This window comes from Blastomonas sp. SL216, assembly GCA_026625625.1.
Lineage (GTDB): Bacteria > Pseudomonadota > Alphaproteobacteria > Sphingomonadales > Sphingomonadaceae > Blastomonas.
In genome coordinates this window covers 1,896,395-1,908,928 of record CP113055.1, presented here as the reverse complement: position 1 = coordinate 1,908,928, position 12,534 = coordinate 1,896,395, and the positions used below count along the sequence as shown (strand labels likewise).

The 12,534-nt window shown below is 61.8% G+C and carries 15 protein-coding genes; 8 read left to right on the top strand and 7 right to left on the bottom strand.

Annotated features, from left to right (window positions below; all coding sequences use genetic code 11):
- Positions 1-14: 14 nt before the first annotated feature.
- From OU999_08920 to OU999_08900, 5 genes are all read left to right on the top strand, one after another.
- Positions 15-458: a VOC family protein gene (locus OU999_08920; protein ID WAC25287.1), complete on the top strand. Its 444-nt coding sequence runs from the start codon at positions 15-17 to the stop codon at positions 456-458.
- A gap of 12 nt (positions 459-470) precedes the next feature.
- On the top strand, positions 471-983 hold the full coding sequence (locus OU999_08915) for an arsenate reductase ArsC (GenBank protein ID WAC25286.1): 513 nt from the start codon (positions 471-473) through the stop codon (positions 981-983).
- Complete coding sequence (locus OU999_08910) at positions 952-1,617, top strand: aquaporin family protein (protein ID WAC25285.1); 666 nt, start codon at positions 952-954, stop codon at positions 1,615-1,617. The genes OU999_08915 and OU999_08910 overlap by 32 nt, the downstream gene beginning before the upstream one ends.
- 58 nt (positions 1,618-1,675) lie before the next feature.
- A complete protein-coding gene (rimO, locus tag OU999_08905; GenBank protein WAC25284.1) occupies positions 1,676-3,058 on the top strand; it encodes a 30S ribosomal protein S12 methylthiotransferase RimO in 1,383 nt (460 codons plus the stop codon).
- A gap of 197 nt (positions 3,059-3,255) precedes the next feature.
- On the top strand, positions 3,256-3,699 hold the full coding sequence (locus OU999_08900; protein ID WAC25283.1) for a GNAT family N-acetyltransferase: 444 nt from the start codon (positions 3,256-3,258) through the stop codon (positions 3,697-3,699).
- 129 nt (positions 3,700-3,828) lie between these two features.
- Here the strand turns inward: OU999_08900 and OU999_08895 are convergent, their stop codons facing one another.
- The 3 genes from OU999_08895 to OU999_08885 form a co-directional block, all read right to left on the bottom strand.
- Positions 3,829-5,094: an amidohydrolase family protein gene (locus tag OU999_08895; protein WAC25282.1), complete on the bottom strand. Its 1,266-nt coding sequence runs from the start codon at positions 5,092-5,094 to the stop codon at positions 3,829-3,831.
- Positions 5,095-5,242: 148 nt separating this feature from the next.
- The gene (locus tag OU999_08890; GenBank protein ID WAC25281.1) at positions 5,243-5,965 is read right to left on the bottom strand and encodes a LytTR family DNA-binding domain-containing protein; all 723 of its coding nucleotides are present in this window, start codon (positions 5,963-5,965) and stop codon (positions 5,243-5,245) included.
- Between the two features lie 230 nt (positions 5,966-6,195).
- On the bottom strand, positions 6,196-7,281 hold the full coding sequence (locus OU999_08885; protein WAC25280.1) for a phytanoyl-CoA dioxygenase family protein: 1,086 nt from the start codon (positions 7,279-7,281) through the stop codon (positions 6,196-6,198).
- A gap of 200 nt (positions 7,282-7,481) precedes the next feature.
- Between OU999_08885 and OU999_08880 the strand changes: the two genes are divergently transcribed.
- Entirely contained in the window at positions 7,482-7,922 is a 441-nt protein-coding gene (locus OU999_08880) for an Imm8 family immunity protein (protein WAC25279.1), read from the top strand.
- 28 nt (positions 7,923-7,950) lie between these two features.
- Here the strand turns inward: OU999_08880 and OU999_08875 are convergent, their stop codons facing one another.
- Complete coding sequence (locus tag OU999_08875) at positions 7,951-8,412, bottom strand: Lrp/AsnC family transcriptional regulator (GenBank protein WAC25278.1); 462 nt, start codon at positions 8,410-8,412, stop codon at positions 7,951-7,953.
- Between the two features lie 134 nt (positions 8,413-8,546).
- Between OU999_08875 and phhA the strand changes: the two genes are divergently transcribed.
- Positions 8,547-9,491: a phenylalanine 4-monooxygenase gene (phhA, locus tag OU999_08870; protein WAC25277.1), complete on the top strand. Its 945-nt coding sequence runs from the start codon at positions 8,547-8,549 to the stop codon at positions 9,489-9,491.
- Positions 9,492-9,546: 55 nt separating this feature from the next.
- A complete protein-coding gene (locus tag OU999_08865; GenBank protein WAC25276.1) occupies positions 9,547-10,671 on the top strand; it encodes an epoxide hydrolase in 1,125 nt (374 codons plus the stop codon).
- Positions 10,672-10,732: 61 nt separating this feature from the next.
- Here OU999_08865 and OU999_08860 read toward each other — a convergent pair whose 3' ends face one another.
- From OU999_08860 to OU999_08850, 3 genes are read right to left on the bottom strand one after another with little or no spacing between them, the layout of a single operon-like run.
- Complete coding sequence (locus OU999_08860) at positions 10,733-11,692, bottom strand: TraB/GumN family protein (protein WAC25275.1); 960 nt, start codon at positions 11,690-11,692, stop codon at positions 10,733-10,735.
- 34 nt (positions 11,693-11,726) lie between these two features.
- A complete protein-coding gene (locus tag OU999_08855) occupies positions 11,727-12,170 on the bottom strand; it encodes a hypothetical protein (GenBank protein WAC25274.1) in 444 nt (147 codons plus the stop codon).
- A complete protein-coding gene (locus OU999_08850) occupies positions 12,139-12,351 on the bottom strand; it encodes a helix-turn-helix transcriptional regulator (GenBank protein WAC25273.1) in 213 nt (70 codons plus the stop codon). Before OU999_08850 ends, OU999_08855 begins: the two co-directional genes overlap by 32 nt.
- Between the last annotated feature and the right edge of the window lie 183 nt (positions 12,352-12,534).

The following is a 12,534-nucleotide window of genomic DNA, read 5'->3' as shown; positions in this document are numbered from 1 at the left end:
AAAGGAGAGACCTGATGAAGCGCATGCACGTCCACGCCAAGACCCGCGATCTCGATGGCTCGATCGCCTTTTACTCCGCGATGTTCGGTGCCGAGCCGACCGTGGTGAAGAACGATTACGCCAAGTGGCAGCTCGACGATCCCCGCGTCAATTTTGCGATCTCGCTGGCCGGCTGCGGCGCAAGCGAGGGCATCGAGCATCTGGGCATCCAGGCGGAAAATACCGACGAACTCGCCCAGGTCTATGCCGGGCTCGCCAAGGCCGACCAGCCGGTGCTGGAAGAGGGCAAGACCACCTGCTGCTATGCCCGTTCGGAAAAGAGCTGGGTCAAGGACCCCAATGGCATCGTGTGGGAAGCCTTTTACACCGATGGCGAGGCGACCGTTTATGGCGATCCCGGCCCGGTGGCCAAGGGTGCGCTGAGCGCGCCGGAAACGACCTGCTGCCCGACGATGTGAGGGACAGTCGGCATGACCAGCATCCTGTTCCTGTGCACCGGCAATTCGGCGCGCTCGATCCTCGCAGAAGCGCTCGCCAACCAGATGGGGCAGGGCCGCCTTCATGCGGTCTCGGCGGGCAGCTTCCCCAAGGGCGTGCCGCATCCGATGGCGCTGGCGGTGCTGGCCGATCATGGCATCACCGGCGATTTCAGCTCGAAAAGCTGGGATGAGTTTGCCGCACCCGGTGCGCCGCCGATCGATATCGTCATCACCGTTTGCGACAATGCGGCAGGGGAGGTCTGCCCGATCTTCCCGGGCCGCGCGATCAAGGCGCATTGGGGCATAGCCGATCCGGCAGCGGTCGAAGGCGACGGCCAGCGTGCCGCGTTCGAAACCGCGTTCGTCCAGATGCAGGCGCGGATTGCGGCCATGCTGGAACTGGACCTTGCAGGCGATCCGCAATCGCTCCAGCGTGCGCTGGCCGAGATTGGGCGATTCGAGGGGGCGACATATGGGGCATCAGGCACGGCGGCTGATCGCTGAAGGCTTGGGATCGGGGCTGCTGTTTGCCTGTGTCGTCGGCTCGGGGATCATGGCCGAGGCGCTGGCGGGCGGCAATGTCGCCATCGCGCTGCTCGGCAATACGCTGGCGACCGGCGCGATCCTGTATGTGCTGATCACGATTTTCGGTCCCATATCCGGCGCGCATTTCAACCCTGCGGTGACGCTGGTGATGCGGCTGCGCGGAGAGATCGCGACGCGCGAGGCGCTGGCCTTTGTCGTGGTGCAGCTGGCAGGCGGGATCATCGGCATCTGGCTGACGCACCTGATGTTCGACCTGCCGATCCTGCAGCTTTCCACCAAGGCGCGCACCGGCATCGGCCAATGGACGGGCGAGTTTGTTGCCACCTTCGGGTTGTTGCTGACCATATTGGGCGCGGTGCGCCATCGCCCCGACAATGTGCCCGTCGCCGTCGCCTTGTATATCGTCGCGGGATACTGGTTCACCAGCTCGACCAGCTTTGCCAACCCCGCGATTGCGGTCGCGCGGTCGCTGTCGAACAGCTTCGCTGGCATTGCTCCTACCGATGTTCCCCTGTTCATTGCCGCCCAGTTCGCAGGCGCACTGGCAGCCTGGGCGGTGGGCCGGACTCTGTTTGCCGAAGAGCCGCGCTGACGCCGTTTCGACTTCCCCGATGACAAAGGCGCGCAAAACGCCTATGCGCCCGGCCATCATGTCCAGCCCCATCACTATTCCCGCCCCGCCGAAAGTCGGCATGGTCTCGCTTGGCTGCCCCAAGGCGCTGGTCGATTCCGAACGCATCCTCACCAAGCTGCGCGCCGAGGGCTATCAGATGTCCGGCGATTATGCGGGCGCGGATGTCGTTCTGGTCAACACCTGCGGCTTTCTCGACAGCGCCAAGGAAGAGAGCCTTGAGGCGATCGGCGAGGCGATGGCCGAGAACGGCCGCGTCATCGTCACCGGCTGCATGGGCAATGAGGCGGACGTCATTCGCGCGCGCTTCCCCGATGTGCTCGCGGTCACCGGGGCGCATCAGTATGAGGACGTCGTGCAGGCAGTGCACGATGCCGCTCCGCCGGCGCGCGGTGCGTTCATCGATCTGGTGCCCGAAGGCGGCATCAAGCTGACCCCGCGCCATTACAGCTATCTCAAGATTTCCGAAGGCTGCAACCATCGCTGCTCATTCTGCATCATCCCGTCGCTGCGTGGTGATCTGGCCAGCCGCCGCATCGACGCAGTGCTGCGGGAGGCGGAAAAGCTGGTCGCCGCCGGAACGCGCGAGCTGCTCGTCATCAGCCAGGACACCTCGGCTTATGGCGTCGATACCCGGCACGAGCCGCGCGAGTGGAAGGGGCAGCAGGTCCGCGCGCACATGACCGATCTGGCGCGCGAGCTGGGCGGATTGCGCACCGCAGAGGGCAAGGCCCCCTGGGTGCGGCTGCATTATGTCTACCCGTACCCGCATGTCGATCAGGTCATCCCGCTGATGGCCGAGGGGCTGCTCACCCCCTATCTCGACATCCCGTTCCAGCATGCAGCCCCAGCGGTGCTCAAGCGCATGAAGCGCCCGGCGAACGAGGCCAAAGTGCTCGACCGGATCAAGGCGTGGCGGCAGATCGCGCCCGATATCACCATCCGCTCGTCGTTCGTCGTCGGCTTTCCCGGCGAGACCGAGGCGGACTTCCAGTATCTGCTCGACTGGCTCGACGAGGCGCAGCTCGACCGCGTCGGCGGCTTCCGCTTCGAACCGGTCGAAGGTGCCGCTGCCAACAGCCTGTCCGATCCCGTGCCCGAGGAAATCAAGGAAGAGCGCTACCAGCGCCTGATGGAAAAGACCGCCGCGATCAGCGCCGCCAAGCTCGCCGCCAAGGTCGGCCGGACGCTGCCGGTGATCATCGACGAGGTCGGCGAGCCCGACGAGGAAGACGGCTCGGTCGGTGCCACCGGCCGCTCGCAGGCCGACGCGCCCGAGATCGACGGCCATGTGTATTTGCGCGACGTGCCGGAGGGGCTGGAGCCGGGATCGTTCGTCGATGTGGCTGTAGAGGATGCGGACGAGCATGACCTGTATGGGGTGATTGCCGGGCAGGGCTGACGGACGATCAGCGTGCCGCTCTTGGTACGCCCAATCCCCCTCACGCTTGCCAGATAGCAGGGCCTTGGACGGGCTCCAAGCCCAGCGGAGGGGCGGCTGGTTTTGAGCTTTGTTGGGAAATACCTGCCGTTCTGCAAGCGACCCCATTGCGGTCATTCTCTGATATCGCGAATGAGCGGAAACCTGAGGAGTTTACAGTGCAAATACGTCAGGGAACCATTGCCGATCTCGACGAGCTCGTGCTCTTGTTCGACCGCTACCGTACTTTCTACGGACAACCGTCCGATGAAGACTTGGCCCGGTCTTTCCTTCTGGACCGGCTCCGGCACCTCCAGTCCATCATCTTCATTGCCTCTTTCGAAGGTCAAGCCATCGGATTTACGCAGCTCTTTCCAAGTTTTTCATCCGGCAGAGCTGCTCGGACCTTCATCTTGAATGATTTGTACGTGGCTCCAGAAGCGCGCGGCAAGGGCGTTGGAAAGGCATTGTTGGCTGCGGCAGCCGACTATGGCAAGGCTGTCGGAGCGGTTCGGCTTACGCTTTCCACTGCCCATGACAACGGCGCGGCGCAATCGCTTTATGAGGGTACGGGCTGGGTTCGTGAGACCAATTTCATCTCTTACAATCTGCCATTGGTCTAGCTCCGCAAACCACCCAAGAGCGGGCATGAGCGGCAGGAATGCGCAGCCCCGAAATCGGCCATTTGGCTGTGAAATCGACATCTGTGGCAGTCGGACTGTCTTGCCACTCGCAACTTCCGGTTTCGTGTATCATGGAAGGCCGTCGTCCTTGGGAGGATCCGGTAGATTCAGCAATTTTCCTGCCTTGTACCGTTTTTCAATTGCCCGGAGTTTGCGGATATCAAGTGTTGGATCGGACGATAGTACCAGAAAGTCTGCTTCGCAGCCTGGCTGAAAGCAGCCGATGCGCCGCTCGGGGAAAAGCCACGCGCCAGTTTCGAAAACGACGCGTGCAGCTTCAGGCGCAGTCATGCCTCCAATGGCTACCCATCGCTCCGCCTCGTCAAATACGGGGCCAAGTCCATCCGTACCCATAAGGAAAGGCGCGCCAGCATTTTTCAGTAACAGCATATTCTCAAGCTGACGCTTGGCGGTTGCGTCCGCTGTCGCCTTTTGTTCAGCCAAACTCGCCTTGTCATCGACAAGGCCTGTAGCCAGACCGTAAGTCGGGGTAAGCCTGATACCGCTTTCGGCGACAATGCGCGCCTGTTCGGCTGACAATTGCATTGCCTCGGTGCCACTCCCGCCATAGCCCGGTAGATGTGCCGCTACTGCTGCTCCTGATTGGGCGGCAGTTACCAAGTCCGCAGCGGTTTCCACATGAACAGCAACTTTCATGCCTCGGCGGCGTGCTTCCGATACAAGAAACGGCATGTTTTCTGGGTTCAGCCCACGCGCACCCTCAAATTTGGGATCGTTCGCGCGCATCGCGTAATCTTCAGAATGAAGCAGATATGCTTTTACAAAATCAGCGCCCTGCGATTTCAACGTATCAAGCACTGTACGTATCTCGGCCATCGTGCGGCCGTAGTGAAAGGCATTTCCGATGAACCATTGTTTTTGGCGGCCTTTGTAGACGAATTGCGCCAGAATGTCGGTATAGAGCGGCTCGGGATGGCCACGCGGTTCGGTTATCCCGCCTTGCGCTATCTTGAGGTCATAAGTTGTCGCCGTGCCGAAAAAGGCCTTGTCCTTGCTCGAAAGCACGATGGTATTCGGGTTCCAAACGTAAAAAACCCCATTCCTCAGAAACCCATCACTCGAAGTCCGGTCAGCGCTTGTCACGTGGCAGTGGGAATTGGCGTAAGCCGGGACAATGTAACGCCCTGACAGATCAAGTTTCTCGACCGTGGCAAGATTTCGGGGAGCTCGCACAAAGCGACCATCGCGAACAGCCAAGGTGCGCACTTCGAAATGCTCCCCATTCCACACCTGAGCGCCAGTAATGACCGTTGTTTCGGCGTAGGCGCTGGCCGGAAGGGTCATCAAGAAAGCGAACCAAGTCAGGAAACGCATCCAAAATCTCCCGCAAGAATAGTTCGTTCGATTGCCTCGGCGCCATCGGCGTGGCTCCGTTGTGAACGTGAGCCGCTTCATCGCTGTTTTGGTTGGTCGCGCGGGGATTTTGCCGTGAACGGGCAGTTCGTGCCGGTAAGCGAACGCCTTAGACGATCAATTGCCGCAGCGCCTGCGATCCGCTCCGACTGAGCGGCACGACCGTCCCTGTCGCCATATGCGCCACCAACCGCCCCCCGCCTGCAGGCTCGGCATGATCGAGATGATCGATGTTGATGATATGCGAACGATGAACCCGGATGAACCGCGCCGGATCAAGCCGCTGTTCGAACTCGCCAAGGCTCATGCGCACCAGATGCATGCCGGTGAGCGTCGTCACCTCGGCATAGTCCTGCGCTCCGGCAATCAGCACAATATCGCGGACATTGACGGGCGCAATCTCGTCGCCCGTGCGGGTGAGATAGCGTTCGAGCGGGGCGGCGGAGACGATCGTGACCGGCGCTGCCCCGCGCCCGCCGCGCACGGCATAAGTCGTTGCTGCAACGGCCCAGTAGAGCACCAGACCCTGCAACGCCTGCCAGATAAAGGCCCCGCCGGTAAAGCCTGCGAACTCCAGCTTGCCGCCTGATATCACGGCGCTCCTCACCTCCAGCAGGCCGGTGACCAGCGCGAACCACACAACGGCAAAGGCTGCTGCTACCGCCACATGACCGATGATTTGCGCCGGGACCGACCATAGCATCAGGTGACGCTTGATCAGCCAGTGCGCCGCCGCTGCCAGCACAGCCAGCGGCGCGACATTGATGAGCGCGAAGGTCGCGGAATCCACCAAGCCATTGCCCGGCACCTGCAGGAAAACGAGCAGATACATGGCCCAGACCCCGGCCGATGCGCAGAGCCAGAGGGTAAGGGCGCTCGGAGGCGGCAGGGGTTCACCGGGCTTCGCGGCAGGCTCGGGCACTTTCGGCATCGCCGCACCATATCATCCCGCCTGCAGCTCTCAAAGTGATTGACTGGCCTTGGCACCATCGACTGCCGTGCAAGGGTCATCCGCAGGGCGCCAGTGTCGCAGAGAGGGCCGCGGTCGGCGGAGTGGCCCCTTCACGCCCTCCGCTTGTGGTCCAGCGCCATGGGCGGGGCAGGCATCGGCTCTGTCTCGAGCAGGTCGCCAAAGCTCATGGGTTGCGCCGTCAATGTGGGATGCGGCGTATAGCCATCATGCCAGAATTTGGGTTCGACGATGTCGCGCGCAATGCTCATGCCGAAGAAACGCCGCGGCTGGGCTGATCGGTTGTCGGGTCCGGCATGGAGCAGGTCGCTCCGGTAGAGAATGACCGTCCCCTTGCGCGGTGCCGTCTGTACCAGCGAGAACAGGTCATTCAGGACATCGCGCTCGCGATACAGCTTCCACAAGGTGCGCGGACCAAGCATGCGCAGGTTGAACTGCGAATTCTTGCCCAGCAGGAAGCGCAGTAGATTTGGCTGGTGCTGGTCCCATTTGCGCGAAAACACCCGGTCCAGAAACTCGCCGGGTGCCAGCGGCGCTTTGTCGTCGCTGCGCATGCCCCACAGCTTTTTCAGATTGTGCCGGAAGATGCGGTAATTCCACTGGATGCGGAACAGATCCATCAGCCCATAGGCTCCGCCGCCATGCTTGCTATCGGCGCCGCCATACATATGCGACCCCGGAACAAACACCGTGCCGCCCTGTTGCTCGCTCACATCCTCCACTGCGGCCAGAAGGCTGATCACGCCGGCGGGATCGCGGTGAATATACTGGTGCGATGAGCCGATATAGCTGGTCAGCGTGATGACCTCGAGCAGCGGGCGCGACCGACCGCAATATTCCGAAAGCACACCCTCGAGCCGCTGGCACAAGGTGGCGGCAAAGCCCTGGACGGGCCGGGTCGAAGGCAGCGAGCAGAAGTCGCGGCGCATGTAGCGATTATCGGTCTCGCTGGCAAAGGCGCACCGGTTGCGCTCCGGATCGTCGATGGTCTGCTTTATCAGCTCCAGCCCGATATCGGCTTCGGCAGCCGACAGCAGGTCGGTCAGGACAACCAGGCCGTACTTATCCATCATCGTCAGGGCCTGGTGGACGCATTGCTGCGTCAGCTTGCCATTGCGATCCAGAACGGCAGCGACTTCAAAAGCGGAGGTGTCGCTGGAAACCTTGAGTTCATTCATCCCGATCTGCCCTCTACTGATCCGGCATTCCCCGCATGGCCCGCCAATCGGCGGCGCATGGCTGCGGAGCAGTACCGGAGGACTATGGAGCCGATCCATTCCATTGGCGCAGAAGATTCTACATCGGGTTAACCCAAGGGCGGGTTTGGGACGCTGCAAGCATCTGGGCCCTTCGACCAAGCCCTGGAGGATCGGAGGGAATGGCGGCATATATCGGCAGGTCGGGAAACGACCCTGTTGCTGAATTCGGACTTCCGGGGCATCCTTTGCTGATGAAGCGCCCAAATCTACAACCCGAACTTCGCTCCTTGAGGGGTCAAGTTGATGAAGACCTTTCTGATCTCACGCCAGTTTCCGGGAGCTTTTGTCACACGCTTCGTGCCGAAATCGGCGTCACGGGAGAAAAAGGCGCTGACGCTTTCGAGTTTGATGTATGCTCGCCGGCATGGTTGGAGAACGAATTGGACAGCTTGCCCATTCTCTCCGGTGGTTCGCGCCTGATTGCCAAACGGTTCGCTCCGGCAGTCGTAGAAGCCTATGTGCGAAAGCGTTTGCTTCATGCCACTGGCCCGGATTGGCAGACCATAGCCACGAAACTGGGGCAATGGTCGCGCTGGGAGTTTGATAGCCACGAAGCCTGACGTCGGCTCACCACCCAGTTCCGGTCCCCTAAATCGGCAGCCCGCCCTGCGCCTTCGCCTCCTTCAGCACGAAGCTGGTGCTGATCGCCTTGATGCCCGCGATCGGGCGCAGTTTAGTGTTGGCGAAGTCCGCATAGCTGTCGAGGTCGCGGCTCACCACGGTGAGGATATAGTCCGCGCCGCCGGTGACCTGGTGGCAGGCGATCACCTCGTCCAGCCCGGCGATCGCCGCTTCGAATTCGCGCGTCACCGCCTCGCCATGGTCGGCGATCTCGACGCTGACATAGGCGAGCACGCCCAGGCCCAGTGCGCGGCGGCTCAGCCGTGCCGCATAGCCGCGGATCACGCCGTCTGCCTCAAGCCTTCGCACGCGCCGCCAGCAGGGAGAGGCGGACATGCCGACGGTTTCGGCGAGTTCCGCATTGGTCATGCGGCCGTGTTCCTGCAGCGCGCGCAGGATGCGGATATCTTCGGCGTCCAGATCGGTCATGGATAGAAATTGCCAGTTATCCGCTGAAAATGGAAGAACCTTCTGGATTGGGCTTCCGAAAGGCAAGAATGGGACAGGATTTTTCGCTTATGGGGTGCTATATGTCTCATTCAGCTGACAAACAGGGAACGGATATGGAAAGCCTGCTCATCACACCGGGTGCCGTGGACTTCTCGGTCATTCCCGACGTGCCCGCCGACACCTTTGTCGCGCCGCTGGTGCGCCCCGAGCATCTGGGTGAGGACTGGCTGGAGCCGAAGCAGCGCGTCTACTCGAGCGAAGAGCACGCCATCTGGGACGATCTGTTCGCGCAGCAGATGGACGTGCTGCCGGGCCGAGCGGCGAGCAGCTTCATGGCGGGGCTTGACCGGCTCGATCTGGGGCGCGGCGGCGTGCCCGATTTTGGCGCACTGAGCGAGGAACTGCAAGCGATCACGGGCTGGTCGGTGGTGCCGGTGCCGATGCTGATCCCCGATCACGTGTTCTTCTATCACCTCGCCAATCGGCGCTTCCCGGCAGGGAATTTCATCCGTTCGCGCGAGGAATTCCATTACATCTCGGAGCCGGACGTATTCCACGACGTGTTCGGTCATGTGCCGATGCTGACCGATCCGGTTTATGCCGATTACATGCAGGAATATGGCCGCGCGGGGTGGAAGGCACTGGCGTACAACCGCCTCAAGGCGCTGTCCGCGCTCTACTGGTACACGGTGGAGTTCGGGCTGATCCGCGAGGCCGATGGTATCAAGGCCTATGGCGCGGGCATCCTGTCCGGCCCGCTCGAGGCGGTATTCTCGGTCGAGGCGCAGTCGCCCAACCGCATCCATCTGGAAGTCGACCGGGTGATGCGCACCGATTATGTGATCTCGGACATGCAGCCGACCTATTTCGTCATCGACAGCTTCGAGGAGCTGTTCCGCAAGACGGTCGAGCGCAATTTCGATGATCTGTATCGCGGGCTGACGCCGGGCTTCACCTATTCCAACCAGGCGGTGCTGGGCGGCGACAAGGTCTATCACCTGGGCACCCAGGAATATGCCAATCGCGGCGGCAAGGGATCGGGCGCGCGTCCGGTCTGATCGCTGACACGATTGTCAGTTGCGCGGTCCCCCCGCCGCAGTCTAGCCTTGCGGCATGACACAGCCACGCCCCTTCACCATCGACATCCCCCAGTCCGCGCTGGACGACCTCAAGGCGCGCATTGCACATGCCCGTCTCCCCGAAAAGGAGACGGTAGACGATTGGGATCAGGGCATTCCGCTGGCCGTGGTCAAGGATTACGCGGCCTATTGGGCGAACGGCTATGACTGGCGCAAGTGCGAGGCGGCGCTGAATGCCTATCCGCAATTCCTGATCGAGCTCGACGGCGTCGACATCCATTTCCTGCACATTCGCTCCCGCCATGAAAGCGCGCGGCCGCTGATCCTGACGCATGGCTGGCCCGGATCGGTGCTGGAATTCATGGAGGTGATCGCGCCGCTGACCAACCCGGACGATCCGGCCGATGCCTTCCACCTCGTCATCCCCTCGCTCCCCGGCTTCGGCTTTTCGGGCAAGCCTGCCGAAACCGGCTGGTCGATCACCAAGATCGCCAAGGTCTGGAACGATCTGATGCTGGCTTTGGGCTATGACCGCTATTTCGCACAGGGCGGCGACTGGGGTTCGGGCGTGACGCTGGAGATCGCGCGGCAGAATCTGGGGGCATGCGCGGCGGTGCATTCGAACATGGTGCTGGCGCTGCCCGACCCTGCGGCGATGGGCGATCTGAGCGACCTGGAAAAGCGCGCGGCGGCGCGGATGCAATATTATCAGGACAAGGAAAGCGGCTATTCGTCGATCCAGAAGACGCGGCCGCAGACGATCGGCTACGCGCTGGCCGATTCCGCGGTCGGGCAGATGGCGTGGATCCTGGAGAAATTCCGCAACTGGTCCGATTGCGACGACAGCTTTTCGGGCTTCAGCCGCGATGCTTTGCTCGACACGATCACGCTTTACTGGCTGACCAACTCTGCAGCTTCGTCAGCGCGGCTTTACTGGCACAGCTTCTCCAACATGGGCTTTGATCCGGTCAGCCTGCCGATGGGTGGCACGATCTTCCCCAAGGAGCTGTTCCAGACCTCGCGCCGCTGGGCGGAAAAGCGCTTCAGCAATATCATCTATTGGAACGAGGTGGACAAGGGCGGGCATTTTGCTGCGCTGGAGGTGCCCGAAATCTTCGTTGCCGAGGTGCAGGCCTGCTTCCGCAACGCCAGTCTCTGAAAGGCAAACCCCGCCAGCGCGGGGGCGCTGACGGGGTTCGTCAGATCAGGATCTGGGGAGATCAGTTGCTGGTGACCTGAACGCTCTGGATGCCGGCCTTGGCGAGTTGGGCCTGCACGCTGTCCTTGCCGACCAGATGCGCTGCACCCACCGCCATGAACACGGTGCCCGGCTTGTCCATCCGCGCCTTGATCCACTGCACCCAGTTGGCGTTGCGGTTGGTCAGCAGCGCGTCATACAGGCCGGGATAGCTTTCCATCCCCTCGTTCATCAGCTTGTCGAGCGTGGCCAGATCGCCCTTGCCCCAGGCATCGACCAGCGCGTCGATCTGCGTCGTCACTTCGGGCACGCCATCGAGCGTTACGTCCAGAAACGCGACCTGCTCCTTGGTGCTCAGGCTATCGAAGATGCCGAGCTGCTGCTCGATGGTTTCCAGCTGGCCGAGCGGCTTGCTTTGCGCCTTGGCCGCGATGGACAGCACCTTTTCCGCGCCGCTGTTGAGGTCATAGCCCTTCATCATCAGCGGCAGGGTGGTCAGCGTGACGCTGGCGAACCAGGGTTCGTACTGGTCAAGTGCAACGGGCGGGATGTTCAGCGTGCCCAGCGTCTTTTCGTACTTGGTCAGCACCGGCGGGGTCAGCAGGCTGCGCAGTGTCGTGCCCTGCGGGTTGGTCGCCAGCTTGTTGACGGTCGCCTGCATCGCGGCGGGGTCTGAAGGCTCCTGCACTTCCAGGATCAGCTCGTCCGAGGCATCGAAGGCGGTCTTTATGTCGCCCTTCAGCCAGTTGAGCCCGGGGCGCAGCACATGGACGGTGCCGAACAGATAGATGGTGGTATCCTTGTCGCGCACCATCCACATCGCGGGATTGATGTCCTTGACCTCGGGGGCGGGGCCAAGCGCCTCTGCGACCGAGGTCGGCTGCTGCGCCATCAGCGGCTGGCTGGCAAAGGTGACGCTGGCCATTGCACCGATAGCAATAGTGGCAACGCCGTTGCGCAAGGTCTTGAAAATGTTCGTCATGGGGTCATCCTCTTCTTGGGGTATTGAGAAAACATCAGCGATATTTGTACCAGGCATAAGCCAGCGCGCTGCTGAAAATGCCGGCGGCGAAAAGCCAGAGGGCGTCAGGTTCGGGCACGATGCCGCCCTTCCATAGAATGAACCAGCTGGGGTAGCCGATCAGCATGACATTGCCGGCGACGACGGTGGTCTTGGTATGGACCACCCGTTCCAGTTCGTCTGACACCTGCATCAGCTTCCAGGAGCCATAAGATACCGAGACGACGAAGACGACGGCGCTGACCACCGCCAGCCAGGGCGGAATGCTGTTGGCCGCGACCAGGCCGGCGTTCTTGTCCTCGAAAAAGCCGACGAAGAAGCCGGATACAAGTCCCACGGCAAACAGCGCGCCGACCACGGTGTTGATCCGTCGGGTGCGCTGCTTGGCGCGCGCCTGCCAATCGCCTTCAACCATGATTGCCTCCGGTGAATTCGTCATCGAAAATCTCCTCGATGGGCATGTCAAACAGGCGTGCGATACGGAAGGCGAGCGGCAGCGACGGATCGTATTTCCCGGTTTCGATCGCATTGACGGCCTGGCGCGAGACATCGAGCCGGGCGCCGAGTTCGGCCTGGCTCCAGTCGCGTTCGGCGCGCAGCACCTTCAGACGGTTTTTCATCTCTTCCATCCGTTTGTCATCCTTGTGCACCTGCCGATATCGGTCCAGTCATGCGAGTACCAGAAGCATCGGCATGACCCGCTGGGCACCGCCGGACGCCGACGATGATCCCGCATCGGGTGCCCGGATGCTGATCAGCGCGCAGACCGCGCCGGTCACCAGCGCCAGGCCTATGGTCCAGCG

Coding starts and splice junctions, on each gene's coding strand:
- OU999_08915 (WAC25286.1), top strand. CDS start 471: ATGACCAGCATCCTGTTCCTGTGCACCGGCAATTCGGCGCGCTCGATC.
- OU999_08885 (WAC25280.1), bottom strand. CDS start 7,281: ATGAATGAACTCAAGGTTTCCAGCGACACCTCCGCTTTTGAAGTCGCT.
- OU999_08850 (WAC25273.1), bottom strand. CDS start 12,351: ATGAAAAACCGTCTGAAGGTGCTGCGCGCCGAACGCGACTGGAGCCAG.
- OU999_08855 (WAC25274.1), bottom strand. CDS start 12,170: ATGACGAATTCACCGGAGGCAATCATGGTTGAAGGCGATTGGCAGGCG.
- OU999_08860 (WAC25275.1), bottom strand. CDS start 11,692: ATGACGAACATTTTCAAGACCTTGCGCAACGGCGTTGCCACTATTGCT.
- OU999_08920 (WAC25287.1), top strand. CDS start 15: ATGAAGCGCATGCACGTCCACGCCAAGACCCGCGATCTCGATGGCTCG.
- OU999_08880 (WAC25279.1), top strand. CDS start 7,482: ATGGCGGCATATATCGGCAGGTCGGGAAACGACCCTGTTGCTGAATTC.
- OU999_08895 (WAC25282.1), bottom strand. CDS start 5,094: ATGCGTTTCCTGACTTGGTTCGCTTTCTTGATGACCCTTCCGGCCAGC.
- OU999_08910 (WAC25285.1), top strand. CDS start 952: ATGGGGCATCAGGCACGGCGGCTGATCGCTGAAGGCTTGGGATCGGGG.
- rimO (WAC25284.1), top strand. CDS start 1,676: ATGTCCAGCCCCATCACTATTCCCGCCCCGCCGAAAGTCGGCATGGTC.
- OU999_08890 (WAC25281.1), bottom strand. CDS start 5,965: ATGTATCTGCTCGTTTTCCTGCAGGTGCCGGGCAATGGCTTGGTGGAT.
- OU999_08875 (WAC25278.1), bottom strand. CDS start 8,412: ATGACCGATCTGGACGCCGAAGATATCCGCATCCTGCGCGCGCTGCAG.
- OU999_08865 (WAC25276.1), top strand. CDS start 9,547: ATGACACAGCCACGCCCCTTCACCATCGACATCCCCCAGTCCGCGCTG.
- phhA (WAC25277.1), top strand. CDS start 8,547: ATGGAAAGCCTGCTCATCACACCGGGTGCCGTGGACTTCTCGGTCATT.